The sequence below is a fragment of the Pseudomonas sp. WC2 genome (assembly GCF_050586545.1).
In the GTDB taxonomy this organism is placed as follows: domain Bacteria; phylum Pseudomonadota; class Gammaproteobacteria; order Pseudomonadales; family Pseudomonadaceae; genus Aquipseudomonas.
In genome coordinates this window covers 144,057-169,712 of the sequence record NZ_JBOBDR010000001.1, presented here as the reverse complement: position 1 = coordinate 169,712, position 25,656 = coordinate 144,057, and the positions used below count along the sequence as shown (strand labels likewise).

Genomic DNA, 25,656 nt, shown 5'->3' with positions numbered 1-25,656 from the left:
CTGTCACCTCAGGCGCATCCGGCTTATGAAACCCACCCTTCCCCGCAGACCTCGCTGGCGCAGCCTCGCCCTGCTGGCGCTGTGTCTGGCGCCGCTGCTGTGGCCGCTGGAACATCTCGCCGAGCGCTATTACCGCAGCGAACTGGCCGGACAGAACCGCCAGACCCTCGACCTCTACGTCGCCAACCTGTTGGGCACCCTGCATCGCTACGAAGTATTGCCACAGATTCTCGGCGATCTGCCCGCCCTGCGCTCTGTCCTCGGCGCACCGGACGACGGTGTCACTCAAGGCAATGCCAATCGCCTGTTGAAGAATATTGCTGCGCAGACCGGCGCCGAAGTCATGTACTTGATGGACACCAACGGCCAGACCCTGGCGGCGTCGAACTGGGACAAGCACGACAGCTTCGTCGGCCGTAATTTCTCCTTCCGCCCGTATTTCAGCGAAGCCATGGCCGGGCGCCTCGGACGCTTCTTCGGCCTCGGTACGACGTCCGCCAAACGCGGTTACTTCTTCGCCGCTGCCGTGCGCAATGGCGAAAAAATTGTCGGCGTGCTGGTGATCAAAGTCGATCTCGACCACACCGAAAGCCTGTGGGGCAAAACCCCGGAGCAACTGCTGGTGACCGACCATAACGGCGTGGTCATCCTCACCTCGCGCCCGGAATGGCGCTTCCGCTCGACCCGTGACTTGAGCGACACCGAGCGCTCCGCGATCACCGCGATCCAGCCTTATCCAACTCGCGAACCACGGCCCCTGAACCTCAGCCCCACGGCATGGCTGATCCAGACCCACGACATTGCCGAGACCGGTTGGAGCGTGAGCATCCTCGCACCGCGCACGCTGATCGATCGTCCGGTACGCACAGTGGTGGCCATCGGCGGCGCGACGTTGTTAGTGGTCATGCTGTTGCTCGGGCTGATGATGCAGCGCCGCCGCCACTATCTGGAACGCATCGCCTTCGAAGCCAAGGCGCGCCGGGAACTGGAGGGACGTGTCGCCGAGCGCACCAGCGACCTCGAAGGCCTGAACCGCCGTTTGAAGCAGGAAGTGCTCGAGCGCGAAACCGCGCAACAGGAATTGGTCCGTGCCCAGGACGATCTGGTTCAGGCCGGCAAACTGTCGGCGCTGGGGACGATGTCGGCGAGCATCAGCCACGAACTCAATCAACCGCTGGCGGCGATCCGCAGCTACGCCGAAAACGCCGAAGTGCTGCTCGATCATCAACGCACCGATGATGCCCGTGGCAACCTCAAACTGATCAGCGAACTGACCGGGCGCATGGCCTCGATCATCGCCCACCTGCGCGCCTTCGCCCGCCGCGATCGCCACGCCCCGGAAAGCGTCGCCCTGCAACCGGCGCTGGACGATGCGCTGGCGCTGCTGGCCAAACGGCGCCGCAGCATGGAGGTCGAGTTGATTCGCGACCTGCCCGCCGCCACGCTGTGGGTCGAGGCCGGGGAAACCCGCTTGCGTCAGGTGCTCGGTAATCTGCTGGCGAACGCGCTGGATGCCCTCACCGAAAAAGGCCCGCCGCGCAAACTGTGGCTGAGTGCCGAATCCACCGAGGACGGCGTCAATCTGTACATTCGCGACAACGGCCCGGGCTTCTGCATGGAAGCCCTCGGCCGCGCCAGCGAACCTTTTTACACCACCAAGACCCGTACTCAAGGCCTTGGTCTGGGGCTCGCCATCTGTGAAACACTGATGCGCGCTTTCGGTGGCGAATTGTCATTTGCCAATCACAAGCAAGGCGGCGCCTTGATCACCCTGCGGCTGCGCGCGGGCGCGCCCGGAGTCAGCCTGCAACCGTCCGAGGATCGAAGTGCATGACCATCGACAATCGCATTCAGGTGGTGTTGATCGACGACGATCCACACCTGCGTCAGGCACTGGGCCAGACACTGGATCTGGCCGGTCTGAAAATCCTGCCGCTGTCCGAAGCCAAGGGCCTGGCCGGGCAACTGGAGCGTGACTGGCCCGGCGTGGTGGTCAGCGACATTCGGATGCCGGGCATGGATGGCCTCGAATTGTTGAGCGAGTTGCACGCGCAAGACCCCGAGCTGCCGGTGCTGCTGATCACCGGTCACGGCGACGTGCCGTTGGCGGTGCAAGCGATGCGCGCCGGGGCGTATGACTTTCTGGAAAAACCTTTTGCCAGCGACGCGCTGCTCGACAGCGTGCGCCGCGCACTGTCCCTGCGTCGATTGGTGCTGGATAACCGCAGCCTGCGTCTGGCCTTGAGTGACCGCAACGAACTGAGCGCGCGTCTGGTCGGTCATTCGACGCCGATGCTGCGCCTGCGCGAGCAGATCGGCGCACTGGCAGCGACCAAGGCTGACGTGCTGATCCTCGGCGAAACCGGCGCCGGTAAAGAAGTGGTCGCCCGCGCCCTGCACGATCTGTCGAGCCGCCGTAACGGCCCCTTCGTCGCCATCAACGCCGGCGCGCTGGCCGAATCGGTGGTGGAAAGCGAACTGTTCGGCCACGAACCCGGCGCCTTCACCGGCGCGCAAAAACGCCGGATCGGCAAGTTTGAATTTGCCAACGGCGGCACCTTGTTCCTCGATGAAATCGAAAGCATGAGCATGGACGTGCAGGTGAAATTGCTGCGCATGCTGCAAGAGCGCGTCGTCGAACGGCTGGGCGGCAATCAGTTGATCCCGCTGGACATCCGCGTCATTGCCGCGACCAAGGAAGACCTGCGCCAGGCTGCCGATCAGGGCCGTTTCCGCGCCGACTTGTATTACCGCCTCAACGTGGCCCCGCTGCGCATCCCGCCGCTGCGCGAACGCGGCGAAGATGCGCTGATGCTGTTCCAGCACTACGCCGACGAAGCCAGCGCCCGCCACGGTTTGCCGCCCCACGAGTTGCAACCGGCCCAACGCGCCCTGCTGCTGCGCCACACCTGGCCGGGCAATGTCCGTGAATTGCAGAACGCCGCCGAGCGTTTCGCCCTCGGCCTGGAACTGGCGCTGGACAACAGTGGTGGCGAGGGCGGCGCGGGTACCGCTGTCGAGGTCATCAACGGCGGGCTCAGCGAGCAAGTCGAGCATTTCGAAAAGTCGCTGATCGCCGCTGAGCTGGCGCGCTCGCACAGCTCTGTGCGCAGCCTCGCCGAAGCATTGGGCATTCCGCGCAAAACCCTGCACGACAAACTGCGCAAGCATGGCTTGAATTTCGGCGACAGCAGCCACGGCGAGGAAAACGAATGAGCAGCGACACTCGCTATCTGGAATCGGTCCTGCATCACGACATCCCGCTGACCCGCGACATGGGCCTCAAGGTGCTCGACTGGCATGACCAGCAGCTAAGCCTGCACTTGCCACTCGAACCTAACGTCAATCACAAAAGCACGATGTTCGGCGGCAGCCTTTACTGCGGCGCGGTGCTGGCCGGTTGGGGCTGGCTGCATTTGCGTTTGAAAGAAGCAGGGATTGAGGACGGGCACATTGTGATTCAGGAGGGGCAGATCAGTTATCCATTGCCCGTCACCGGCGATGCCACGGCGATTTGCCCGGCGCCTGATGCGAAGGTGTGGAAGAAGTTTCTGGCGATGTATCAGCGTTATGGGCGGGCGCGATTGGCGTTGCACACGCGGATCGTCAATCAGGGCAGCGCCGATGATGCCGTGACGTTTACCGGGCAGTACGTTTTGCACCGCTAGCCGGATAATCGTGCCCACGCAGAGCGTGGGCACGAGCTCAAGAGCGGGCCAATTCCAGCAATCTGGAACGCCACGCCGCCTTCGCCGGCAACGCCAGAAAGAACTCATTGAGCAACGATTCCCGCGCCGGATAGCAGAACGCTTCACCGCGCAGATCCAGCACCTCGCCACCCGCACCTTCCAGCACACCCTGCGCCGCCGCCGTGTCCCACTGCGAAGTCGGTGCCAGACGCGGATAACAATCCGCCGCCCCTTCGGCCAACAGGCAGAACTTCAGCGAGCTGCCGATATTCGCCAATTGCAGATCGCCCAGACTCGCACTCAACCCGGCCAGCAAGCGCTCCTGCTCGGGACTGGAGTGGCGACGACTGGCGACGACGGTGAATGCTTCACCCGGCCCCGGCACATCACGCACCTGAATCGAAACCGGCGTGCCGCCCTGGTCACAACGCCATGCGCCAAGCCCGGCACCGCCGACGTAGTAACGACCGTTGGTCGGCATCGACACCACACCAAACACCACCCGACCGTTTTCGATCAGCGCGATGTTGACGGTAAATTCTTCACTGCCGCTGATGAACTCCTTGGTGCCGTCCAGCGGGTCCACCAGCCACCAGCGCTGCCAACCGGCGCGGACGCTTTGCGCAATGTTGGCGTCTTCTTCGGACAGTATTGGAATGCTCGGATCGAGCGCGGTCAGCCCGGCGACGATCAAGTGATGCGCGGCCAGATCCGCTGCGGTTACCGGCGAGTCATCGGACTTGGCCATGACTTCCACGCCTGCACGCCAGAACGGCAAAATCGCGTCACCCGCCTGCAAGGCCAACTCGACCACCGGTGCCATCAACGGATGGGGAAACTTCATCGAGATCTCATTCATGACTCAAAGAATCCTCGTTGCGTCAGCAAGTCTCGAGTCAGGTAAAGCGCCGCCAGCGCCCGCCCTTCGGAGAATTGCGGATTCTGCGCCAGCGCCGCCAGATCACGCAGGTTGACCTTGTCGACCCGCATCGGCTCAGGCTCGTCGCCCTCCAGTTGCTCTTCGTACAGATCGGTGGCCAGCACCACTTGAATCTTCTGACTCATGTAACCGGGTGACAGCGACAGCTCGGTCAGATGTTCCAGTTGTCGGGCACCGAAACCGGCTTCTTCCTTGAGTTCGCGCTCAGCCGCCGCCAATACATCCTCGCCCGGCTCGATCAAGCCTTTGGGCAAGGACAATTCATATTGGTCAGTGCCGCCGCAGTATTCCTCGACCAGCACCGCGTGCTCGCTGTCGAGCATCGCCACGATCATCACCGCGCCGTATCCGGCACCCTTGCCGACCAAGCGCTCGTAAGTGCGCTCCACGCCATTGGAGAAACGCAATTTGAGTTCCTCGACGCAGAACAGACGACTGGTGGCGACGATTTCGCGGGCAAGTACGGTGGGTTTCTGGCGCATGCAAAGCTCCTTGGCGTGAACGCGCTACTATAACGCGGCTTTCCCGATTGTTTATGTTGGATATCTTTCTACCGTTCGAGACGTTGCCATGCCTTCATTACCGTGGTCCGACATCGATACCGTTCTGCTGGACATGGACGGCACGCTGCTGGATCTGCATTTCGACAACCATTTCTGGCTGGAACATCTGCCCCAGCGTTATGCCGAACTGCACGGCGTCAGCCGGGCCATGGCCGAGATGGAGTTGCAGCCCTTGTTCGAACGTCACGCCGGCCAGTTGCAGTGGTATTGCCTGGATTTCTGGAGTGCCGAACTGAAGCTGTCGGTGCGCGAATTGAAACAGGAAACCGCTCATCTGATCGCCCTGCGCCCGGATGCCGATACGTTTCTGGAGGCGATCAAACGGGCTGGCAAACGGGTGATCATGATCACCAATGCCCATCGTGATTCACTGTCGTTGAAGCTGGAGCGGATCGAACTGGCGCCGTATTTCGAACGGCTGATCAGCTCCCACGATTACGGTTTCCCCAAGGAAAACCCGCAATTCTGGGATGCGCTGCAGGCGGACATCGATTTTGATCCGGCGCGCAGCCTGTTTATCGATGACACCTTGCCAATTCTGCGCAGTGCACGGGATTTCGGCGTCGCGCATTTACTGGCGGTTAAGGAGCCGGACAGCCGCAAGGGGCCAAAGGACACGGCTGAGTTTGCAGCGGTTGAGGATTATCGCGATCTGATTTCAGGGCTTTGATATCGGGTTGGCCCATTCGCGAGCAGGCTCGCTCCCACATTGGATCGCATTCCAAATGTGGGAGCGAGCCTGCTCGCGAAGGGGCGTTCCGACGAAAGCGGTTTCAGGTGTTACTCAGGAATACGCAGGGTCTGGCCTGGGTAGATTTTGTTCACGTCTTTGAGGAGCGGTTTGTTGGCCTCGAAGATCTTGTTGTACTGGTTGGCATTGCCATACACAGCGAGGGAAATCGCGCTGAGGGTGTCGCCTTTTTTAACCACCACAAAACGCGCGGCGGCCACGACGGGCCCGCTCACGGTGATCTGATCATCAACGCTGCCCACGCCTTCAATGTTGCCCACCGCCAGCAGAATCTTCTCTTTCTCTTCCTGGCTCGCCACTTCACCGGTCACTGTGACCTTGTCACCGTCCACCGTCGCCTGCACATTCGGGTTACCCAGGCCAACCTTGCTGATGTGTTCCTTCAACTGCTCACTGGCATTGGCGTTGCCCGGGGTCAGCAGATCGATCAGCTTCTCACCGGCTTCTTTCACAAAGCTCAAAAGACTCATAGCGCACACTCCTTGATTTGGGTTCCAGACGTCCAAGCCTAGACCACCCCGGACAAACCCGGTTCCAAGCCGACCAATGACCCTAACGCCGCGCACGCGCTAGAATCCCCTACCCCGCCAAACCCTGGAGCGAAGATGGACATCAAGCAGCTGAAATTCCTCATCGCCCTCGATGAAACCCGTCACTTCGGCCAGGCCGCGGCGCGCTGCCATATCACCCAACCAACGCTGTCGATGCGCTTGCGCAATCTCGAAGAAGAACTTGACCTGCCGCTGGTCAATCGCGGCCAGCGCTTTGAAGGTTTCACCGCCCCGGGCGAACGCGTGCTGGCGTGGGCACGTTCGGTGATGGCGGCTTATGACGGTTTGCACGCGGAAGCGGCGGCCTGTCGCGGTAACCTCATCGGCACGTTGCGAATCGGCGTGGTGCCGCTGTCGAGCTTCGATCCGCTGCCATTGATGCAACGTCTGCACGCTGCGCACCCGAACCTGCGTTTCGAGATGTCGGCACTCAGCTCCGAGCAAATCCTCGAACACCTGGCGAATAATCGCATCGATATTGGCGTGTCTTATCTGGATCGTCTGGACAACGAGCGCTTCGAGTCCCTCGCCTTCAATGAAACCCGCATGGGCTTACTGTATGACCAGCGCACCTTCACCTTCGGTGAAACGCCGTTGAGCTGGGAATCGCTGATCGAACTGCCACTGGGCATGCTCACCAGCGGCATGCATTTTCGCCAGTCCATCGACCACAACTTCCACAGCCGTGGCCTGACCCCGCAAGCATTGCTGCAAACCGATGCCGTCCATCAATTGTTACAAGCGGTGCACGGCGGTTTTTGCTGCGCGATCATGCCGCTCGACGGTGGCCTGGAAAAACTTACCGATCACCTGCGCCTGCAGCCTATCGAAAACGCCCAGACCCTTGCCCCGCTGGGCCTGATCATGCGCCGCGGCGCCCCGCGTTCGGCGCTGGCCGAGGCCTGTTTCGCGCTCTATCAACAATCGCCAGCAACACCTTGATCGACGGCATCTATCGATAGATCGACACTAGCGATTAGACGCGACAACTTGCCGCGCCTAGTCTTAACGTTGATCAAACCGTCGGTGATGCCATGAACGCCAAGCGCCCAGCCTGCGCGGCGCCAGCACTCGAAACGCCCGCGCCTGCCGCCAGCCAGAGATACAGTTACAGCGACCTGCCCCGCGAGGAGTCGGCCAGCACCGCGCTGGCCGAGGAAGTCGCGTTGGCGATTGCCTACAACGGCATCAGTCAGGCCGTGATGCTGGTGACGCCGACCGACCTCGAAGATTTCATCGTCGGCTTCAGCCTCGGCAGCGGCATTATCGAGGACGCCACCGACATCTATGACCTGCAATTGACCGGCACCGGGTCTGCGCAATACGCGCAAGTGACCATAGCCAATCGCGCCTTCTGGAACCTCAAGCAGCAGCGCCGGCAACTGGCGGGCACCAGCGGTTGCGGATTGTGCGGGGTTGAAGCGGTCGAGCAGGCGCTGCCCGATCTCAAAGTGTTGGCGGGTGCGCCGTTGCCACCGATTGAATCGCTCGACGGTTTGCGTCAGCGCATCGGCGCGTTTCAGCCTTTGGGTCAGCATTGCGGTGCAGTGCATGCGGCGGTGTTCATGAACTCCAGCGGCGAATTGCTGCTCGGCCGTGAAGACATTGGCCGGCACAACGCCCTCGACAAACTGATCGGCGGGCTGATCCGCCAGAAGATATCCACAGAAGGCGGACTGGCGATTGTCACCAGCCGTTGCAGCCTGGAATTGATCCAGAAAGTTTTGCGTGCCGGCATCCAGACCCTGGTCAGCCTGTCCGCGCCCACGGGCCTTGCCGTGCAATGGGCCCGCCGACACAACCTCAATCTCATCCACCTGCCGCAGAAAAGTGCGCCGCGGGTGTACAGCCCCGCGATGGAGAATCAAGCGTGAGCCAACATCATCAAGCCGACCAGAAACCTGTCCCGCGCTACAAGCCGTATAAAGGCGCTGCCGGCGGCTGGGGTGCCCTGATCAGCGTGGCTCAGGCCTGGTTGACCAGCGACAACGCCCTGAAAAACCTGCGCATGATGCTCAAGACCAACCAGAACGGCGGCTTCGACTGCCCGGGTTGCGCCTGGGGCGATTCGCCGGAAAGCGGCATGGTCAAGTTCTGCGAGAACGGCGCGAAAGCGGTGAACTGGGAAGCGACCAAGCGTCGCGTGGACGCCAAGTTCTTCGCCAAACACAGCGTCACTTCGCTGCTGGAGCAGAGCGACTACTGGCTCGAATACCAAGGCCGTCTGACCGAACCAATGGTTTACGACGCCGAGACCGATCGCTACAAACCGATCAGTTGGGACGACGCCTACGCGCTGATTGCCAAACACCTGCAGAGTCTGCCGAGCCCGGATCTGGCCGAGTTCTACACCTCGGGTCGCGCCAGCAACGAAGCGGCTTATTTGTATCAGCTGTTCGTGCGTGCCTACGGCACCAACAACTTCCCGGATTGCTCGAACATGTGCCACGAGGCCAGCGGTGTGGCGTTGGCGCAAAGCGTCGGTGTCGGCAAAGGCACCGTGACCTTCGACGATTTCGAGCACGCCGATGCGATTTTCGTCTGGGGCCAGAACCCGGGCACCAACCACCCGCGCATGCTCGAACCGTTGCGTGAAGCGGTGAAGCGTGGCGCGCAAGTGGTGTGCATCAACCCGCTGAAAGAGCGCGGTCTGGAACGCTTCCAGCACCCGCAACACCCGATCGAAATGCTCACCAACGGCGACAAGCCGACCAACACCGCGTACTTCCGCCCGGCACTCGGCGGCGACATGGCGGTGCTGCGCGGCATGGCCAAGTTCCTCCTGCAGTGGGAACGGGATGCGCAGAAGGCTGGCGAACCTGCCGTGTTCGATCACGACTTCCTCAATGCGCATAGTGTCAACGTGCTGGAGTACCTCGGTGTCGTCGATGACACGCCGTGGGAGCAAATCGTTGAGCAGTCCGGCCTGACTCTGGTCGAGATCGAGCAAGCCGCGCGCATGTACGCCAAAGGCAAGAACGTGATCATGTGCTGGGCGATGGGCATCACCCAGCATCGCCATTCGGTGCCGACCATCCAGGAAATCGCCAACCTGATGCTGCTGCGCGGCAACATCGGCAAACCGGGTGCCGGTCTGTGCCCGGTGCGCGGCCACAGTAATGTGCAAGGCGATCGCACGATGGGCATCAACGAGCGTCCGCCAGTGGCGTTCCTCGACTCGCTGGAACGTCGCTTCCAGTTCAAGGTGCCACGCCACAACGGCCACAACGTGGTCGAGGCGATCCACGCGATGGCCGAAGGGCGCGCCAAAGTCTTCATCGGCCTGGGCGGTAACTTTGCGCAAGCAACCCCGGACAGCCCGCGCACGTTCGAAGCGCTGAGCAATTGCGACCTCACCGTGCAGATCAGCACCAAACTCAACCGCAGCCATTTGGCTCACGGCAAAGACGCGCTGATCCTGCCGTGCCTCGGTCGAACCGACATCGACATCCAGGCCGAAGGCCCGCAAGCGGTCACCGTGGAAGACTCGTTCAGCATGGTTCACGCCTCCAACGGTCAGTTGCAGCCGCTGTCGAACCAGATGCGCTCGGAGCCGTCGATCATCGCCGGCATCGCTGCCGCGACCCTGGGCAGCAAACCGGTGGACTGGAACTGGCTGGTGGCCGATTACGGGCGCATCCGCGAGCTGATCGCCGACACCATTCCCAACTTCAAAGAATTCAACGAAAAGATCAAAAACCCGGGCGGTTTCTACCTCGGCAACAGCGCCGGCGCGCGCAAGTGGAACACGCCGTCGGGCCGCGCCAATTTCCGCGCGAATATGCTGCCGAAAGATCTGGTGCACGAACGCACCCGCGCCACCGGGCAACTGCCGGATCTGATCCTGCAATCGATGCGCTCCCACGATCAGTACAACACCACGATTTATGGTCTCGACGACCGTTATCGCGGCGTGAAAGGCCAGCGTGATGTGTTGTTCGTTAACGAGGCCGACATCATTCGCCTGGGCTTCCGACCGGGGCAAAAGGCTGACATCGTTTCGCTGTGGGACGATGGTCGCGAGCGTCGGGTGAAGGGCTTCACTTTGTTGGCGTTTGATATTCCGGCGGGGCAGGCAGCCGCTTACTATCCGGAAGTGAATCCGTTGGTGCCGCTGGAGAGCACCGGAGATGGCAGCCATACGCCGACGTCGAAATTCATTGCGATTCGGCTGGAAGCGGCGAGTGAGACTGGGTTGATCATGGCCAAGTCGGCTTAACACAAGATCAAAAGATCGCAGCCTTCGGCAGCTCCTACAGAGATCGGTGTAGGAGCTGCCGAAGGCTGCGATCTTTTCGTTTTTGCCTTTCAAACGCCCACAAAGAAGGCCGCTTTTTCACAAAAGCGGCCTGTCCGAAGTAGCTAAAGACCGGCGAAAATCGGTTAAGTTCCACATACAAAACAGTAACTTGCGAAATTGTATACAAGTCGTGTTATTCGTCGGATTTTGATTGTCACGCTTGTTACACAGCCTCAGGATCGGCGCCGTCATCCCTTTGAGGCTCCTCTATGAAGTTCTCCTCGATTCTCTTGTTGTCCCTTGGCCTGGTCAGTGGTTTAGCTTGCGCAGGCGGCACCACCGAAGCAGGTGTGGGCGGCGCATTGGGCGGGGTTCTTGGCTCGGTCGTCGGTCAGTCCTTAGGCGGCAGCACAGGTTCAACCATTGGCGCAGCCCTGGGCGGCGCGGGTGGTAGCGCAGTCGGCGCCGACAAACGCAGCCGTGGCGAAGCCGCCATCGGTGGTGCGTTGGGCGCAGCCGGCGGTAACGTGGTTGGCCGCAGCATGGGCGGCACTACCGGCAGCCTGATCGGCTCCGCAGCAGGTGGCGGCGCCGGTGGCGCGCTGGGCAACTACATGGGCAACAAGAGCGATGACGATGATCGTCGTTATGATCGCGGCCGTGACAACCGTCGCTACTACCGCGACGACCACCGTGGTCGCGGCCATGCCTATGGCCACCGCAAGCATCACAAGTACAATCGCCATCACTAAGGTGAGTGCTTGAACGAAAATCGCAGCCCGAGGGCTGCGATTTTTTTTGCCTGTTACACCACCAGGTATTCCAGGGCCTGCCGCAGTTCGGCAGGGATCGACACCGGTTGATTACTCGCCCGATCGACGAACACATGCACGAATCGCCCGGCGGCGCAGGCCTCGCTTTCGCCGACCTTGAACACCGCCAGTTCGTACTGCACCGAACTGTTGCCCAGTTTGCCGACCCGCAGCCCGATCTCGATCAGATCCGGGAAGGCGATCGAGGCGAAATAATCACACGCCGAACTGACCACAAACCCCACTACCTCGCCGTCATGGATATCCAGTCCACCGACCTGAATCAGGTAAGTGTTCACCGCGGTGTCGAAGAAGCTGTAATAGGTGACGTTGTTGACGTGACCGTAGGCGTCGTTGTCGTGCCAGCGCGTGGTGATGGGCTGGAAGTGCGGGTAGTCGGTGCGTTGTGGCATCGGGTTGGACATCAATCAGCATCCCTGGAAATAGTGTTGCAAGTCTAATTGAAAATCGTGGTGCCCCATTCGCGAGCAGGCTCGCTCCCACAGGAAGCCGAGATCCAATGTGGGAGCGAGCCTGCTCGCGAAAGCGATGTTTCATGCACCGTATGACTCAGTGATCTGCAAACCCCTGCCCCTGCGCCGCCAACTCACCAATCAACCGCGCCGGTTTCCACTGATCGCCCTGCCGCGTCTCCAGCGCCAGCAAGCGCTGATGAATATCCGCCAGCCCTTGCTGATCCGCCCAAGCCATCGGCCCGCCCTTGTCCGCCGGGAAGCCATAGCCGTTCAGATACACCAGGTCGATGTCATGCGCCGACTCGGCGATGCCTTCCTGAAGAATCTTCGCGCCTTCGTTCACCAGTGCCAGCAAGCAGCGCTCGAGGATCTCCTCCGGGCCGATCTCTCGGCGCTGGAAGCCCAAGCCCTCGCTGACCTGCCATACCAGCGCATCGACTTCAGGATCGTGCTCTGCCTGACGACTGCCCGGCTCGTAATGGTAATAGCCGTCACCTGATTTCTGCCCAAAGCGGCCGAGCTCGCACAAGCGGTTATCCACTTGAACCTCTGGCGCGTCCTGACCCTTGCCGGCCAGTTCACGCGCACGCCATTCCAGATCGATGCCGACCACGTCGTACATGCGAAACGGCCCCATGGCAAAACCGAAACCTTGCAGCGCGGCGTCGACCTGCTGGGGATAAGCGCCTTCGAGGAGCATCTTGCGCGCCTCCAGCACATAGGGATGCAACATGCGGTTGCCGATAAAACCGTGGCAGTTGCCCGAGACGACGCTGACCTTGCCCATGCGCTTGCCCAGCGCCAGCGCCGCCTCCAGCGCGGCCGGGGAAGTCTGTGCCCCTCTGACAATTTCCAGCAGTTTCATGATGTGCGCCGGGCTGAAGAAATGCAGGCCGAGCACCTGAGTCGGGCGCTTGGTCGCCGCAGCGATTGCATCGATATCCAGCGCCGAAGTGTTACTCGCCAGCAGTGCCTCAGGCTTCAACAAGCCATCCAGTTCACGGAAGATTTTCTGCTTGAGCTCAAGGTTTTCGTACACCGCCTCGATCACCAGATCGACATTGCGAATGGGCGCGTAGTCCGCCGCTGCGCTGACTCGGGCAATGCGCGCATCGGCCTCGACCTGATCAATCCGCCCCTGACGCACATTGTGTGCATAAGTGTCGGCGACGCTGGCGAGCGCCTGCTCAAGCATCTGTGGATTATTGTCGACCCACTGCACTGCCACGCCGGCATTGGCCAGACACATGACAATGCCACGGCCCATGGTGCCCGCGCCGATCACGGCAGCCTGCTGAATATCGAAGGATGTCTGGCTCATGTTGTTCTCTTGTTGGCGATCCGAAGACAGACCCCAACCATAGTCAGCCCACCATGATTTTTGAAGTTTATTACCGTGATGATCGACATTCAGCGGATGGATGCACCCTTGTAATAACCCCTCCCACCTGGCTTTTGTGTTCAGTCGAGCAAGTGATCGTCAGCCCAGCGGCGCACCTCGGCGTAAGGATATTCCTCCAGCGCCGCATACCCGGAAATCCCCCGCGCCTTGAGTTTGGTAAACAGTGGCACGCTGATCCCGCACAAGAACCGCGTCAGTCGCTCTGCGGTCGGAACACTGCCGGTGTGTTGCTCATGCCTGTGGATAAAATCACCGCACAACGCCGCAAAGTTTTTATCCACAAGCGCCGGCAATTCCGGCGGCGCCGGCAATCGTGCGACATTGCCGTGACACACCGAACAATGCCCGCAACGCTCGGGCGCATCGTGGTCACCGAAGTACTCGGCCAATCGATAACCCAGGCAACGCTCGGTGGCGAACACCTCAAGCATCGCGTGAATCCGCGCAACCTCAGTCTGTTCATGTCGAGTGAAGTAATCGTGCAGCTCACCACTCAACACGTCGCTGTCAAAATCGCTGTGCAACAGACTGTAGACCTCGGTCATCTGCTTGCTTTCAAGCTCGACCCAGCCGTTCTCCTGAAAGTAATCCAGCGCCGTCACCACCCGGTTGCGCTCCGCTGAATATTGCGCGTACATCGCGTCGAAATTCACCGTGGCCCAGGTGCGTGCGCGGCTTGAGGTCTGGATGATCGCCGCGACAAAATCCCTGCGCTCGCCCTCGAATCGCGCAAGCAGTGCCTCAGGCTCCAGCAGGTATTTGAAGCGGTACTCGGCGTAATAGGCATAGCGCGGTGCGATCAAACCGCGCAGCTCCAGTTGCACCAGCAACGTCTTCAGCGGCAACGAACGGATGTTGCTGTGATCCGCCAGCGGCCCAAGCAAAAACTCCCACTGCCCTTCCGGCACCGAGGCCTTCAATTCGTCGAGCACATGGCGAATGCCTTCTCGTTCCGGCGTGTCGCCGTAGACGAAGTTTTCCAGCACGTTGAGGCTGTCGCGATTGGCCAGCACCAGACAATCCGACGGCTGCCCGTCACGTCCGGCGCGGCCGATTTCCTGGCTGTAGTTTTCGATGGATTTGGGCAGGTCGAAGTGCACCACATTGCGGATGTCACTCTTGTCGATGCCCATGCCGAACGCGATGGTCGCGACGATGCAATTGGACTGCCCGGCCATGAAGCGTTTCTGGATGGCCTCGCGCTTATCGTGGGGCAAACCGGCGTGATACGCCTCGGCCTGAATACCGTTGCGCTCGAGGTGTTCGGCAATGTGTTCAGCGGTTTTCTGCAAGGTCACGTAGACGATGCTGGGCTGGCCCGGACGTTCGCTCATCCACTCCACCAGACGCCGACGCTTGTCCTGACCGCGCACCGGTTCCACCAGCAGATTGAGGTTGGGTCGATAGAACCCGGTAGTGACCACATCCTCAGGGGCAATGCCGAATTTGGCCTGCATGTCAGCGATGACTTTCGGCGTCGCCGTGGCCGTCAGCAGCAAGGCCTGCGGGATGTTGAACTGACGCTGATAGTCCGGCAGCTTGAGGTAGTCGGGGCGGAAATTATGACCCCACTCCGAGATACAGTGCGCCTCGTCCACCACCAGCAACGAGATCGGCACTTGCTGCAAAAAATTGCGGAAGCGCTCGTTCTTCAACCGCTCCACGGAGATCATCAGGATTTTCAGTTCGCCCGAGCGGGCACGGGCCATCACGTCATTGGCATCTTCGCGACTCTGCGCCGAATCGATGCTGCCCGCCGAAATTCCGTGGCGTTGCAGGAACGCCAGTTGATCCTGCATCAACGCCAGCAACGGTGAAACCACCAGCGTCAGGTGCGGCAACATCAGCGCCGAGAGTTGATAGCAAAGGGACTTGCCGGATCCGGTGGGAAAAATCGCCGCTGCCGAGCGGCCGGCCAGCACCGCGCTGATCGCGGCCTCTTGTCCGGGACGAAACTGTGGATAACCAAAAACCTGTTCCAGGGTGTTGTGCATTCGCTGTCACTCCTTTGACCGCTGCCATGCCAACAGCCTAGCGGGCGATCGCAGCGAGTCGAGAAAAGGTCGGGGCCAAATCGATTCGGAATGATACAGCGGATGCCACGAACACCGGGGGACTCTGTGGGAGCGAGCCTGCTCGCGAAGAGGCCAGCCGTCACACCACAAAATTTAAAAAGTCAGGGATGCAAAACCGCCACGCGCAATTGCTCGTTCAACACTTGCTCATGCACACCCAGGCTCTTGCTCGCCCACAGCGCATGGGCCGGGCTGATGTCGCCGGTGAACGCCGCCGCCAACTGACGCAGGTCGGCGACACTGCGCACGCGCGGGCAGAAGGCTTGCCCGTCGCAGTCCTGACTAGCGTTGCGGTAGGTCGTGAGCAAACGGTCCCACAGCCCCTCGCGTACTTGCCGAATCGACTTGAGCTGCACTTGCGGCACGCCCAGACGTTGCTTCAGATCCGACTCATCCAGCGCTTCACTGGCCAACAGGGCTTTGCCGAACATCAGCACTTCGGCGCGCGACGCCGTGTCGACATTGGCCTGACTGCTGAGCGCGTCCGGCCATCCGGTCCGCTCGAACTGATTCAACAGCAGCGTGCTGCCCGGTTCGGCAGCGATCGCCAAACGGCAACCACTGGCCCACAGCAATATCATCGAGGCCATTCGTAGCCAATGCATACCTAATTCCCTTTAAGCGCGTATCGGACGTTTGGACACGTCCTACAGATTCTGGCGCGCACGATACAGCGGTTTGTCGGGAATCGCCTGACAAACATGTAGGAAATTTCTCGTCTAAGGGTTTTGCCTTGAAAAACCCATGAAACTGCGTAGGGCATATGCCCGAACCTCGGAAAAACCCCTACGAACGCCGTCCATTTTGGCTGTCTTGTCCCGCGGTTCGGCAGCCTTTTATAGTGGCCGGCGTGGCTGACAAATCGTATTCGCCGCCAGAGTGCATTCGAAGGAAACGCCTCACCATGATTACCCGTTATCGCTCGCTCAAAACCTGTTACAGCGAAAATCCTGTTCTAGTCATTGACACTCAATCCAGCCACGGCGATTTGCTTGATGCCGCCGACCAACGTTTGCGTGCAGCCAGCGATCTGCTGGAAACCCTTTACTGCATGTGTTTCAAACAAGCCGATGCAAAAGACATCCCCAATATCGTCAATGCACTTTATTTGCTAGTGCAGGATGGTTGCGACTTGCTGGAAGTTGCGAAACACAAACAACCGGAATAATCACCCTTACAAACCAGGAAACAACAGAACTCTTTATTTACCTGCCCACCTGACACTAAGTTGTTTGCTCTTATATTTAACCAAGGGCAACACCATGACAGTTTTAACAATTTTCTTTTGCGGTACTGGCTCCAACAAGTTCGACGTCAATCACACAAACTTTCACGACGGCGAATTGGTTTCCACATTGGCGGCCAATCATTCCGGGCGCGAGTTTGCCGAGTGGATCGTCGTCGACGGCCCCGGCAGCGGCAACCTTCAGGCCGACGACCTGTTCACCAAGAGCACCGAATACGGTCTCACCGGCACGTTGTTTGGCAAGGGCTGGGAAGAAAACGTGCGGCACGCCGTCAATGTCATCAAGGGCAAGTGCGACTGGCAGCGCGAGCAGTTGACCGAAGCCGAATACAACCGCCTCAAAGCGGCCGGTATTCCCATCGAAGACGTGAAAGTTGAGGGCTCATGGTTCTGGCGCAAATATAACTATGGCGATCGAAGCATTACCCAACAGAAATTGCAGGAGCAAATCATCAAGACATTCCGCACCGGCGGAGTTATTCCGACCCAAGTCAATCTTGTCGGTTGGAGTCGAGGCGGTATTAGTTGCCACATGTTGGCCAATGCCATGTTGAAAGACCCACAACTGAAGAGCATCCCGATCAATATATTTGCGCTCGACCCGGTGCCAGGTATCAGCAACTTTCAGGAAGAGCGCATCAAACTCGGCGCCAACGTCAAAGAGTATGTGGGTTTCTACGCCCGCGATGAGCGCTCCAAAGGCTTCAGTTGCGTCATCCCGCAGACTGCAACCGGCACCAAAACGTATATCTATCCCATGGCGGGGCGACACGCGACCATGGCAGGCAACGCCACGGCCGGTGGTGGTGAACCGCTCAACGCCGATGACCTGAAAAGACTGGTCGAACCTGGACGCATCGTCCGTCACTTTGCGGAAACCTGCCTGAAGCGCTGGGGCGTTCAACTGAACAAAACCCTGGACCTGACCGACGCCGATTTGAACCTGCTCACCGGCAACATCGCTCGCCACGAAGCGCTCTACAAACTGATGCATGAACAGTCCTATACCTATTTCACCGAACTGGATAAGGGCGAGCGCTCGGTTTCGCTGGGCAGCAAAGGCGTGCCGTTCTCGACGGTGAAGGGCACGATCTATCAGCCGGCGACGGGGCTGTCGACGAGCCTGCTGGATATTTCGGCGTATGGCCATTTGCGTTGAAAGGCGTTTAGCAGACGCTAGGAACGTCCGGCGAAATCTTCGTCCGCTTCCTACAGGAGCAGACGCTTTGTCGCCTATCGGCGCTTGAGGGTGAGAACCTATAGTTGTGGCTGTCGCTGCTCATCAGCGGCTCGGGCTTGGTCACCCGATTGGATCGTGTATACGCATGCGCTGTATGCTGCCGGCACTCAATTGCCTGCAGTTTATGGTGACTGTGTTTGGGACACCCTCGGGTGTGCCGGGTATGTGCACGATCCTCACCGGTTGACCAACCCGAACACAGTCGCCTCCTGTCGCTTGGTCACGATGTGGTGGCTTCATTTCGAAGCAATTGAGGATCAAAAATAATGAAAACATGGAATCAATTCACCACCGAACGCTACCGCCCACTCGAATCCAACCTCACCGACACCAAGCCACTGATCATCGACTCAGAAGCCAACCCGCAAGACATCCTCGAATGCGCCGTCCAGCGCCTGCGCGCTTCAAGCGACCTGCTACGCACCCTCTACTGCCTCAACTTCAAACAAGCCGACGTCGAAGACATCCCCCACATCACCCACGCCCTCTTTCTGCTGACGCAGGATGGCTGTGACCTGCTGCAGGTTGCGCAGCAGCGGATGCTCAATTAGGAAGCCCCGCCCCGAGCTTGAGTAATCACGCCGCTCTGACCTATCCGTCAAGAGCGGTAAATAAGGCAATGAATTATGGGAGTAATCATGAGCAAATTTTTTGATGAGCTGATGGAAAGCGGAAAACACCGTAAAAACAAAAACCGACTGGAAATCATACCCCCGATAAGTGGCAGTATTCTGGCTGTATATCTTAAAAATAGTTGGAATAATGCCATTTAAGAACCTAAACACTGCAGATCCGCCCAACCCTGCATTTTTCAACTTAAGTGCTATTATTCTGGCAGTTAAGGTTAAAAAATGAAGGAATACTGCCACATGGCCAAGAAAACAGCGCCGCTCTTGCCCTCCACTGCTCGACTTTTGGTCGACCTTGGTGAACGACTGAAGCTGGCTCGCCTACGCCGCAAATTGACGGCCAGGCAGGTCGCTGAACGATCTGGCATGTCGCTAACAACCTTGCGCCATCTGGAGTCAGGTGGATCAGGGGTAACCATCGGGGCCTACCTGTCGGTCATGCAAGTGCTGGGGCTGGAAAAGGATCTGAACAAACTCGCTGCAGCCGATGAAATGGGTCGCCAATTGCAGGATGCGCAGTTAATGCCTGCAACACGATCCGCAGCGAAAAAGCCCCAGCGAGTACGAGCAGTCAGTGCGGCAAAAAAGGGCACATCCGAACACGCCGGGACTTTAAACGTTATTGATGCCGCCACTACCACGAAAATTCCGGCTGACTTCCCATTCAACACACACTCACTCTCCAGCCTTTTGAACAAGAAAAAGGCCGGCCCCCCGACAGGTGAAGAATGACGCTGATTGCTGTTTATGCAGACTGGGAATCCTTGAAAGGCGCCAGACGCCTCGGGTTTCTAAACGCAAGGAAAACACGCAACACCAACGTGTTCGAATTTGAGTACGACCCGAAAGCGCTGGCCGATCCCGAGTTGAGTTCCATAACTCTAGACCCGCGCATCGGCCCCTTCGAAGGCCGCCAATTCCCCGGCGAACATCAGAGCCGCTTTGGCGTCTTTGCAGACTCGAGCCCCGATCGTTGGGGCCAAATGCTTATGAAGCGCCGTCTGGAGAGGGACATTCGCGACGGCTTGCTCCCCAGCAACAGCAAGTTGTTTGAATCCGATTACCTGCTTGGCGTCCACGACCTGTTCCGTGTCGGCGCCCTTCGCTACAAACTCAATGACGAAGGCAACTTCCTCGACGACCGCGACGGCGTTGCCGCCCCACCCTTTGTCGAGCTACGCGCGTTAGAGCAGGCAAGTCTCGCCCTGGAAAACGATAGGGACAACACAGCCACCGAGGGCCGCGAATGGCTAAGAATGCTCATCGCACCGGGCGGCTCGCTGGGCGGCGCCAGACCAAAGGCCAGCGTCGTCGATGCCGATGGGCAGTTGTGGATCGCCAAATTCCCAAGCACACGTGATGACTACAACGTTGGCGGTTGGGAAATGGTCGTGAATGCCTTGGCCAACCATTGCGGACTGCGTGTTGCAACCGGCACAGCCCAGCGCTACGCGAGCGATCACCACTGCTTCATGGTGAAGCGCTTTGATCGCACGGAACGCGGCGGCCGACATCACTTCGCGTCGGCCATGACCATGACCAACCGCGTCGATGGCGACGACGCCTCAACCGGCGCCAGCTATCTAGAGTTGGCGGAAGTAATCATGGAACACGGCTCGGAACCCAATGCCGACCTTCGTGAGCTTTGGTCGCGAATTGTCTTCAATATTTTGGTTTCCAATACCGACGATCACCTGCGCAACCATGGATTTATCCTTGATCCTGGGCGTGGGTGGCGGTTGTCGGCAGCGTATGACATGAACCCGGTGGCCCATGCGGATGGATTGAAGCTGAACATCACTGATGCTGACAACGCTTTAAATTTGGAGCTGGTGAGGGAAGTCGCTGGGTATTTTCGGGTTAGCCCTAAGGACTCAACAGACATCATTGAGCGCATTCAAGACGTTGTCAGTCTTTGGCCGGAGATCGCTAATGCGCTTGGGATGTCCAGAAGTGAGCAGGAAAGGATGGCGCCTGCTTTTCGTACCTTCTAATCACCCACAAAAAAGCCGCCCCGAAGGGCGGCTTTTTCATTCGCTACAAACCGATCTTACAACTTCGGCCCAGCAGCCTTGATCGCGTCGCTCACTTCGAACTTCTTGAAGTTCTCGATGAACAGACCGGCCAATGCCTTGGCAGCCTCGTCGTACGCAGCCTTGTCAGCCCAGGTGTTGCGTGGGTTGAGCAGGTTGGTTTCAACGCCCGGTACGGCCAGTGGCACGTCGAGGTTGATGGTGTCGAGGTGCTCGGTGGCTGCACCGATCAGCGCGCCGCTCTGGATCGCTGCGATCACCGCACGGGTGGTCGGGATGTTGAAGCGCTTGCCGACGCCGTAGCCGCCGCCGGTCCAGCCGGTGTTGACCAGGTAGACCTTGGAGCCGAAACCGCGGATGCGCTTGATCAACAGCTCTGCGTACTCGCCAGCCGGGCGCGGGAAGAACGGTGCGCCGAAGCAGGTAGAGAAGGTCGACTTGATGCCGCTGCCTGAACCCATTTCAGTCGAGCCCACCAGAGCGGTGTAGCCGGACAGGAAGTGGTAGGCCGCTTGTTCTTCGTTGAGGATCGACACTGGCGGCAGTACGCCGGTCAGGTCGCAGGTCAGGAAGATCACAGCGTTTGGCTCGCCGCCCAGGTTCTGCTCGGAACGCTTGGCAACGTGCTCCAGCGGGTAGGCCGCGCGGCTGTTCTGGGTCAGGCTGACATCGGCATAGTCGGCGTGCTTGGCGTCGTCGATGACAACGTTTTCCAGCACCGCGCCGTGCTTGATGGCTTTCCAGATAACCGGCTCGTTCTTCTCGGAGAGGTCGATGCACTTGGCATAGCAACCGCCTTCGATGTTGAACACCACGCCTTCGCCCCAGCCGTGTTCGTCGTCACCGATCAGGTAACGGCTTTCGTCGGCCGACAGGGTGGTTTTACCGGTGCCCGACAGACCGAAGAACAGGGTCACGTCGCCTTCTTCGCCGATGTTGGCAGCGCAGTGCATTGGCAGCACGTCAGCGGCCGGCAGCAGGAAGTTCTGCACGGAGAACATGGCTTTCTTCATCTCACCGGCGTAACGCATGCCGGCAATCAGCACTTTCTTCTGTGCGAAGTTGAGGATCACGCAACCGTCGGAGTTGGTGCCGTCACGCTCTGGCACGCACTCGAAGTTGGCCACGTTGAGCACTTGCCATTCTTCACGACCGGCCGGGTTGTACTGGGCCGGGTTGATGAACAGGCAACGACCGAACAGATTCTGCCAGGCAGTCTGGGTGGTCATTTTCACGGCCAGGTAGTGATCTTCAGCTGCGCCTACATGCACGTGGGAAACGAAGTGCTCTTGCGCGTTGTTGAACGCCTCGACACGAGCCCACAGCGCGTCGAACTTGTCGGCCGGGAACTTGCGGTTGATCGGGCCCCAGGCGATAGCAGCCTGGGTGGAAGGCTCTTCAACGATGAAACGGTCGACTGGCGAACGACCGGTACGGTGACCGGTGCGAACAACCAGAGCGCCGGTATCGGCAAGCTCGCCCTCACCGCGATTCAAGGCTTCTTTTACCAGATCATCGACACTCAGATCGGTGTACACGGCGTTATTGGCTTGCGTCATGAGATTCCCCGTCGGCCAGTGGCCGAGTGTGCTCCAAACGTTTTGTAGTAGAAAGTCGTGCACTACTACCGCGACAAAAAGTGGGCCGGATTATGCCAGAAACGCCCAAAAAGAGTAGGGTCCTCCCGTCGTAACGGCGATATTCCGTCGTTACGCAGTGAATTTACCTGCGCTGAACCGTTTTAGTGCCGGGTATCTGACGGCGTGTCGACGCCTGCGCCAGCGAACAATTGAGCAATATCAGCGGCGTCGAACAGATAACGCTCGTTGCAAAACTGGCAGTCGATCTCGACGGTGCCACCTTGTTCGGCAACCAAGGCTTGCGCATCTTCCAGACCCAGGCTGACCAAAGCATTGCCCGAACGTTCCCGCGAGCAACTGCAACGGAAGCGCAGATTCTGCACATCGAACAGGCGTACCTGCTCTTCGTGGTAGAGGCGATGCAGCACAGTTTCGTTGTCGAGGCTGAGCAATTCATCGGCGGTCAGGGTGCTGGCCAACGCGGTGATGTGCTGCCAACTGGCGGCGCGATCCTCTTCGTCTTTCAGACGGTCGGCCGGCAGTTGCTGCAGCAGCAGACCTCGGGCGCGACGGCCGTCAGCGAACAGCTTGAAGCGGGTGCCGACCTGTTGCGACATGACGAAATAGTTGGTGAAGCAGTCGGACAGGGTTTCGCCGTCGAGGTCGACGATGCCTTGATAGCGCTGACCGACATTCGGGTCGACGGTCAGGGCCAGAACGCCATTCGGCATCAGGTCGGCGAGGGTTGCGTCCGGGGCGATCTGCTCAGCGTGATAACGCGCCAGGCCGCGAATTTCGCGGTCGCTGGAGCACTCGATCATCAGCATCGGGATCGGGCCTTCGGAACGCGCCTGCAAAATCAACAAGCCGTCGAACTTCAGGGTGCCGACCAGCAACGAGGCGGCCGCCATCAATTCGCCCAGCAGCTGCGCCACTGGCTCCGGGTACGGGTGCTTGGCGAGGACTTCGGCGTAGCTGCGCTCAAGCGCCACCAGTTCGCCGCGGGTGTCGCTGTCATCGAAGATGAAGCGTTGGGTGAAATCGGTATCCGGTAGATCAGTCATAGGTCTGGGTATCTGAATGTGGTGACAAAATGGTTACAAGACGTGAAAATTTGCGCTTCTTGGCACCCCTTTTGGTGCCGACTGCTCTGCCATGGGAGGCATTTTATGAACAATCCGGGTTTGTTCCAATCTAGGTGGAACCTCGGCCGGCTGGTTCTTTGCAACGTAGTGCCATTAGCACTACTGGCTTTCTGGTTATGGCCTACGGGCAACGCGCTGTGTGTGATTTTCGACGAGTGGCTGTTCCGCTCGCTTAATGCACCACTGGCCAGCAACCCCATATGGCTCCACATCTGGGCAATTGCAAGTATGCGACCGTTCGACATCGTCGTCGGCTTGATCTTGCTGACGCTGCTGATCAAGGGCGACTGGGTGTTCAAGGCGATTGATGTACGCCGGGCTTTTTTCGGTTTTCTGTCGGTTCTGTTGTTGATGGTGGTGATTCGCGCGCTGTTTTCCAAGTTTGCCGACCACATGGATTGGCAGCACAGCAGCCCGTCGATGGTGCTGGAAGGTGCGGTGCACCTCAGTGATTATTTTCCGGATCTGGAAAAAACCTGGGAGCTGAAGGATCGCTCGAGCCAGAGTTTCCCCGGTGACCATGCTTCGGTGCTGTTGATCTGGGCGCTGTTCATGGGCGTATTCAGCCGTACAGTTGGGCAGTTTTTGACGGTGTGGGGTTTGGCTGTTCTGTTCATGCTGCCGCGACTGGTGGCCGGCGCGCATTGGGGCCAGGACGATTACATCGGCGGTGTGTTGCTGGCGGTGTGGGCGTTGGGTTGGGGCTATTACACGCCGTTTGCTTATCACGCGACGAATTTCTGGCTGAAAGTGACTGCGCCGATTTTCGCATTGCTGGGCAAATTGCCGGTGGTGTCGCGGATGAGTGTGGTGCGTAGCGCCTGATACCGCGCCGCTCCCGGCGAGTGCTGCGCACTCGAATCGCTAGCAGGGCTCGCTCCCTCAGTGACCGCGTAGAGTTCAAGCAACTCGGTCAAAGGTGGGAGCGAGCCTGCTCGCGAGGGGGCCAGCACTGACAATGCAAGATCGCCATGCTTACTCGTCGTTACTGCTCCCCCGAAACTTGAACAAATCCCGCCGCTGTTTCTTGCTCGGCTTGCCGTCGGTGCTCACGCCCAAAGCGCCCGCCTTGCGCATCGCCGCTGCTGCTTCACGCTTGGCGATACTCACTTCAGTCTCCGCGTACAACGTCTGCGCTTCGGGGGCGCCGCGGCGCACGATCGACAGTGCTTCAACCTTCACCGTGCGCACTTCAAAACCGGTGCGAATCTCGAATTCATCGCCAACGCGCGGTTCTTTGCCAGGCTTGCAGCGTTCGCCGCGACAATGCACCTTGCCGCTCTCGATCGCCGCTTTGGCCAACGCGCGGGTTTTGTAAAAACGCGCGGCCCACAGCCATTTGTCGAGACGGACCTTGTCGTCCTCGTCGCTTTTTTGTGCCATTTGAATTCCTCGTTCAGCCAGTAGTCGGAACTGTACTACCGTTTCTGTCGGGCGCAACAACCCGCCCCCCAGATAGACTGTGATCTTGGCCGGTTCAACGGCACGGAGAGATCGAGTGACAAAATTTCCATCTTCATTAACCTCGCCCAAGGCCGGTTGCCAGGGCTGCCAGCAAAGCGAGCCGCTGGGCTTTGACTTTGCCTTCGCGTACCAACCCATCGTCGACCTGCGCGACCAGTCGGTTTTCGCCCACGAAGCGCTGGTTCGTGGCGTGGCCGGTGAAGGCGCGTTCACCGTGTTGGATCAGGTTACAGAAGACAACCGCTACCGTTTCGACCAGCTCTGCCGGACCCGCGCCATCGAAGGCGCGGCCACTCTAAATATGCAGACACACTTGTCGATCAACTTCATGCCCAACGCGGTCTATCGTCCAGAGTTATGCATTCGCAGCACTCTGGAGGCGGCAAAAAAACACAATTTCCCGATCAACCGATTGATTTTCGAAACCCTGGAAAGCGAGCACGTAGATAACTATCGCCATTTGACCAATATTCTGCGTGAATACCGCGAATTCGGCTTCAAGACCGCCATCGACGATTTCGGTGCCGGTTATTCGGGGCTCAATCTGCTGGCTGATTTCCAACCGGATCTGATCAAACTCGACATGGCGCTGATCCGCGATGTCGATCAAGACCGTGTCCGTCAGGCGATCGTGCGGGGGATTGTCACAATCTGTGCGGAGTTGAACGTTACAGTCATTGCCGAAGGCATTGAGAGTGCCGGTGAACGGGATTTCCTGGCGGACTGTGGAATATTTCTGATGCAAGGCTACTGGTTCGCCAGACCTGCATTCAAAGCGTTGGCCCAGGTTTCACCTGAGGCCTGGAAGCGTTAATCGTTG

The 25,656-nt window shown here is 59.2% G+C and carries 25 protein-coding genes; 15 read left to right on the top strand and 10 right to left on the bottom strand.

The window, feature by feature from the left end; translation table 11 throughout:
• The first annotated feature begins 25 nt into the window (after window positions 1–25).
• From ACQ4OE_RS00765 to ACQ4OE_RS00755, 3 genes are read left to right on the top strand one after another with little or no spacing between them, the layout of a single operon-like run.
• Complete coding sequence (locus ACQ4OE_RS00765) at window positions 26–1,834, top strand: ATP-binding protein (RefSeq protein WP_122594008.1); 1,809 nt, start codon at window positions 26–28, stop codon at window positions 1,832–1,834.
• The gene (locus ACQ4OE_RS00760; protein WP_122594009.1) at window positions 1,831–3,216 is read left to right on the top strand and encodes a sigma-54-dependent transcriptional regulator; all 1,386 of its coding nucleotides are present in this window, start codon (window positions 1,831–1,833) and stop codon (window positions 3,214–3,216) included. The genes ACQ4OE_RS00765 and ACQ4OE_RS00760 overlap by 4 nt, the downstream gene beginning before the upstream one ends.
• A complete protein-coding gene (locus ACQ4OE_RS00755) occupies window positions 3,213–3,668 on the top strand; it encodes a YiiD C-terminal domain-containing protein (RefSeq protein ID WP_430945330.1) in 456 nt (151 codons plus the stop codon). Before ACQ4OE_RS00760 ends, ACQ4OE_RS00755 begins: the two co-directional genes overlap by 4 nt.
• A 37-nt stretch (window positions 3,669–3,705) precedes the next feature.
• Here ACQ4OE_RS00755 and cysQ read toward each other — a convergent pair whose 3' ends face one another.
• Together cysQ and nudE are read right to left on the bottom strand one after the other, a co-directional pair.
• A complete protein-coding gene (gene cysQ, locus ACQ4OE_RS00750; protein WP_122594011.1) occupies window positions 3,706–4,533 on the bottom strand; it encodes a 3'(2'),5'-bisphosphate nucleotidase CysQ in 828 nt (275 codons plus the stop codon).
• Between the two features lie 11 nt (window positions 4,534–4,544).
• Entirely contained in the window at window positions 4,545–5,111 is a 567-nt protein-coding gene (gene nudE, locus ACQ4OE_RS00745) for an ADP compounds hydrolase NudE (protein WP_122594012.1), read from the bottom strand.
• Between the two features lie 88 nt (window positions 5,112–5,199).
• Between nudE and yrfG the strand changes: the two genes are divergently transcribed.
• Window positions 5,200–5,862: a GMP/IMP nucleotidase gene (yrfG, locus tag ACQ4OE_RS00740; protein ID WP_430945329.1), complete on the top strand. Its 663-nt coding sequence runs from the start codon at window positions 5,200–5,202 to the stop codon at window positions 5,860–5,862.
• Window positions 5,863–5,972: 110 nt separating this feature from the next.
• Here the strand turns inward: yrfG and lysM are convergent, their stop codons facing one another.
• Entirely contained in the window at window positions 5,973–6,413 is a 441-nt protein-coding gene (gene lysM / locus ACQ4OE_RS00735) for a peptidoglycan-binding protein LysM (protein WP_122594014.1), read from the bottom strand.
• Window positions 6,414–6,548: 135 nt separating this feature from the next.
• Between lysM and ACQ4OE_RS00730 the strand changes: the two genes are divergently transcribed.
• From ACQ4OE_RS00730 to ACQ4OE_RS00715, 4 genes are all read left to right on the top strand, one after another.
• Window positions 6,549–7,436 carry a LysR family transcriptional regulator gene (locus ACQ4OE_RS00730; RefSeq protein ID WP_430945328.1) on the top strand — a complete coding sequence of 296 codons (888 nt, stop codon included), beginning with the start codon at window positions 6,549–6,551 and terminating at the stop codon, window positions 7,434–7,436.
• 92 nt (window positions 7,437–7,528) lie between these two features.
• The gene (gene fdhD, locus ACQ4OE_RS00725) at window positions 7,529–8,368 is read left to right on the top strand and encodes a formate dehydrogenase accessory sulfurtransferase FdhD (protein WP_430945327.1); all 840 of its coding nucleotides are present in this window, start codon (window positions 7,529–7,531) and stop codon (window positions 8,366–8,368) included.
• Window positions 8,365–10,713 carry an FdhF/YdeP family oxidoreductase gene (locus ACQ4OE_RS00720; protein WP_430945326.1) on the top strand — a complete coding sequence of 783 codons (2,349 nt, stop codon included), beginning with the start codon at window positions 8,365–8,367 and terminating at the stop codon, window positions 10,711–10,713. The genes fdhD and ACQ4OE_RS00720 overlap by 4 nt, the downstream gene beginning before the upstream one ends.
• Before the next feature lie 290 nt (window positions 10,714–11,003).
• On the top strand, window positions 11,004–11,486 hold the full coding sequence (locus ACQ4OE_RS00715; RefSeq protein ID WP_430945325.1) for a glycine zipper domain-containing protein: 483 nt from the start codon (window positions 11,004–11,006) through the stop codon (window positions 11,484–11,486).
• A 53-nt stretch (window positions 11,487–11,539) separates the two neighbouring features.
• On the opposite strand, the gene ACQ4OE_RS00710 is transcribed toward ACQ4OE_RS00715, so the two are convergent.
• The 4 genes from ACQ4OE_RS00710 to ACQ4OE_RS00695 form a co-directional block, all read right to left on the bottom strand.
• On the bottom strand, window positions 11,540–11,971 hold the full coding sequence (locus ACQ4OE_RS00710) for an acyl-CoA thioesterase (RefSeq protein WP_430945324.1): 432 nt from the start codon (window positions 11,969–11,971) through the stop codon (window positions 11,540–11,542).
• Between the two features lie 145 nt (window positions 11,972–12,116).
• Window positions 12,117–13,343 (bottom strand): 3-hydroxyacyl-CoA dehydrogenase NAD-binding domain-containing protein, encoded by a 1,227-nt coding sequence (locus ACQ4OE_RS00705; protein WP_430945323.1) that lies wholly within the window; start codon window positions 13,341–13,343, stop codon window positions 12,117–12,119.
• 140 nt (window positions 13,344–13,483) lie between these two features.
• On the bottom strand, window positions 13,484–15,418 hold the full coding sequence (locus tag ACQ4OE_RS00700; protein WP_430945322.1) for a RecQ family ATP-dependent DNA helicase: 1,935 nt from the start codon (window positions 15,416–15,418) through the stop codon (window positions 13,484–13,486).
• Between the two features lie 182 nt (window positions 15,419–15,600).
• Entirely contained in the window at window positions 15,601–16,104 is a 504-nt protein-coding gene (locus ACQ4OE_RS00695; RefSeq protein WP_430945321.1) for a polysaccharide deacetylase, read from the bottom strand.
• A 299-nt stretch (window positions 16,105–16,403) separates the two neighbouring features.
• On the opposite strand from ACQ4OE_RS00695, the gene ACQ4OE_RS00690 reads away from it, so the two are divergent.
• From ACQ4OE_RS00690 to ACQ4OE_RS00670, 5 genes are all read left to right on the top strand, one after another.
• Window positions 16,404–16,667: a hypothetical protein gene (locus ACQ4OE_RS00690; RefSeq protein WP_430945320.1), complete on the top strand. Its 264-nt coding sequence runs from the start codon at window positions 16,404–16,406 to the stop codon at window positions 16,665–16,667.
• A 94-nt stretch (window positions 16,668–16,761) separates the two neighbouring features.
• Window positions 16,762–17,904, top strand: a complete 1,143-nt coding sequence (locus tag ACQ4OE_RS00685) for a hypothetical protein (RefSeq protein ID WP_430945319.1) — start codon at window positions 16,762–16,764, stop codon at window positions 17,902–17,904.
• Window positions 17,905–18,251: 347 nt separating this feature from the next.
• Window positions 18,252–18,536, top strand: coding sequence for a hypothetical protein (locus ACQ4OE_RS00680; RefSeq protein WP_430945318.1), 285 nt, complete (start codon window positions 18,252–18,254; stop codon window positions 18,534–18,536).
• A gap of 318 nt (window positions 18,537–18,854) precedes the next feature.
• Window positions 18,855–19,346, top strand: a complete 492-nt coding sequence (locus ACQ4OE_RS00675) for a helix-turn-helix domain-containing protein (protein WP_430945317.1) — start codon at window positions 18,855–18,857, stop codon at window positions 19,344–19,346.
• Window positions 19,343–20,608, top strand: coding sequence for a type II toxin-antitoxin system HipA family toxin (locus ACQ4OE_RS00670; protein ID WP_430945316.1), 1,266 nt, complete (start codon window positions 19,343–19,345; stop codon window positions 20,606–20,608). The genes ACQ4OE_RS00675 and ACQ4OE_RS00670 overlap by 4 nt, the downstream gene beginning before the upstream one ends.
• 56 nt (window positions 20,609–20,664) lie before the next feature.
• On the opposite strand, the gene ACQ4OE_RS00665 is transcribed toward ACQ4OE_RS00670, so the two are convergent.
• On the bottom strand, window positions 20,665–22,206 hold the full coding sequence (locus ACQ4OE_RS00665; protein WP_008080486.1) for a phosphoenolpyruvate carboxykinase: 1,542 nt from the start codon (window positions 22,204–22,206) through the stop codon (window positions 20,665–20,667).
• Window positions 22,207–22,388: 182 nt separating this feature from the next.
• Window positions 22,389–23,291 carry an Hsp33 family molecular chaperone HslO gene (gene hslO, locus ACQ4OE_RS00660; protein ID WP_122594027.1) on the bottom strand — a complete coding sequence of 301 codons (903 nt, stop codon included), beginning with the start codon at window positions 23,289–23,291 and terminating at the stop codon, window positions 22,389–22,391.
• 105 nt (window positions 23,292–23,396) lie between these two features.
• On the opposite strand from hslO, the gene ACQ4OE_RS00655 reads away from it, so the two are divergent.
• On the top strand, window positions 23,397–24,197 hold the full coding sequence (locus tag ACQ4OE_RS00655) for a phosphatase PAP2 family protein (protein ID WP_122594028.1): 801 nt from the start codon (window positions 23,397–23,399) through the stop codon (window positions 24,195–24,197).
• 150 nt (window positions 24,198–24,347) lie between these two features.
• Here ACQ4OE_RS00655 and ACQ4OE_RS00650 read toward each other — a convergent pair whose 3' ends face one another.
• Entirely contained in the window at window positions 24,348–24,755 is a 408-nt protein-coding gene (locus tag ACQ4OE_RS00650; protein ID WP_122594029.1) for an RNA-binding S4 domain-containing protein, read from the bottom strand.
• Between the two features lie 115 nt (window positions 24,756–24,870).
• Between ACQ4OE_RS00650 and ACQ4OE_RS00645 the strand changes: the two genes are divergently transcribed.
• On the top strand, window positions 24,871–25,650 hold the full coding sequence (locus ACQ4OE_RS00645) for an EAL domain-containing protein (protein ID WP_122594030.1): 780 nt from the start codon (window positions 24,871–24,873) through the stop codon (window positions 25,648–25,650).
• The last annotated feature ends 6 nt before the right edge of the window (window positions 25,651–25,656 follow it).

Coding starts and splice junctions, on each gene's coding strand:
- ACQ4OE_RS00650 (WP_122594029.1), bottom strand. CDS start 24,755: ATGGCACAAAAAAGCGACGAGGACGACAAGGTCCGTCTCGACAAATGG.
- lysM (WP_122594014.1), bottom strand. CDS start 6,413: ATGAGTCTTTTGAGCTTTGTGAAAGAAGCCGGTGAGAAGCTGATCGAT.
- ACQ4OE_RS00680 (WP_430945318.1), top strand. CDS start 18,252: ATGAAAACATGGAATCAATTCACCACCGAACGCTACCGCCCACTCGAA.
- ACQ4OE_RS00715 (WP_430945325.1), top strand. CDS start 11,004: ATGAAGTTCTCCTCGATTCTCTTGTTGTCCCTTGGCCTGGTCAGTGGT.
- ACQ4OE_RS00730 (WP_430945328.1), top strand. CDS start 6,549: ATGGACATCAAGCAGCTGAAATTCCTCATCGCCCTCGATGAAACCCGT.
- hslO (WP_122594027.1), bottom strand. CDS start 23,291: ATGACTGATCTACCGGATACCGATTTCACCCAACGCTTCATCTTCGAT.
- ACQ4OE_RS00685 (WP_430945319.1), top strand. CDS start 16,762: ATGACAGTTTTAACAATTTTCTTTTGCGGTACTGGCTCCAACAAGTTC.
- ACQ4OE_RS00755 (WP_430945330.1), top strand. CDS start 3,213: ATGAGCAGCGACACTCGCTATCTGGAATCGGTCCTGCATCACGACATC.
- ACQ4OE_RS00700 (WP_430945322.1), bottom strand. CDS start 15,418: ATGCACAACACCCTGGAACAGGTTTTTGGTTATCCACAGTTTCGTCCC.
- fdhD (WP_430945327.1), top strand. CDS start 7,529: ATGAACGCCAAGCGCCCAGCCTGCGCGGCGCCAGCACTCGAAACGCCC.
- ACQ4OE_RS00670 (WP_430945316.1), top strand. CDS start 19,343: ATGACGCTGATTGCTGTTTATGCAGACTGGGAATCCTTGAAAGGCGCC.
- yrfG (WP_430945329.1), top strand. CDS start 5,200: ATGCCTTCATTACCGTGGTCCGACATCGATACCGTTCTGCTGGACATG.
- ACQ4OE_RS00760 (WP_122594009.1), top strand. CDS start 1,831: ATGACCATCGACAATCGCATTCAGGTGGTGTTGATCGACGACGATCCA.
- ACQ4OE_RS00710 (WP_430945324.1), bottom strand. CDS start 11,971: ATGTCCAACCCGATGCCACAACGCACCGACTACCCGCACTTCCAGCCC.
- ACQ4OE_RS00655 (WP_122594028.1), top strand. CDS start 23,397: ATGAACAATCCGGGTTTGTTCCAATCTAGGTGGAACCTCGGCCGGCTG.
- ACQ4OE_RS00675 (WP_430945317.1), top strand. CDS start 18,855: ATGGCCAAGAAAACAGCGCCGCTCTTGCCCTCCACTGCTCGACTTTTG.
- ACQ4OE_RS00695 (WP_430945321.1), bottom strand. CDS start 16,104: ATGCATTGGCTACGAATGGCCTCGATGATATTGCTGTGGGCCAGTGGT.
- cysQ (WP_122594011.1), bottom strand. CDS start 4,533: ATGAAGTTTCCCCATCCGTTGATGGCACCGGTGGTCGAGTTGGCCTTG.
- ACQ4OE_RS00705 (WP_430945323.1), bottom strand. CDS start 13,343: ATGAGCCAGACATCCTTCGATATTCAGCAGGCTGCCGTGATCGGCGCG.
- ACQ4OE_RS00690 (WP_430945320.1), top strand. CDS start 16,404: ATGATTACCCGTTATCGCTCGCTCAAAACCTGTTACAGCGAAAATCCT.
- ACQ4OE_RS00665 (WP_008080486.1), bottom strand. CDS start 22,206: ATGACGCAAGCCAATAACGCCGTGTACACCGATCTGAGTGTCGATGAT.
- nudE (WP_122594012.1), bottom strand. CDS start 5,111: ATGCGCCAGAAACCCACCGTACTTGCCCGCGAAATCGTCGCCACCAGT.
- ACQ4OE_RS00765 (WP_122594008.1), top strand. CDS start 26: ATGAAACCCACCCTTCCCCGCAGACCTCGCTGGCGCAGCCTCGCCCTG.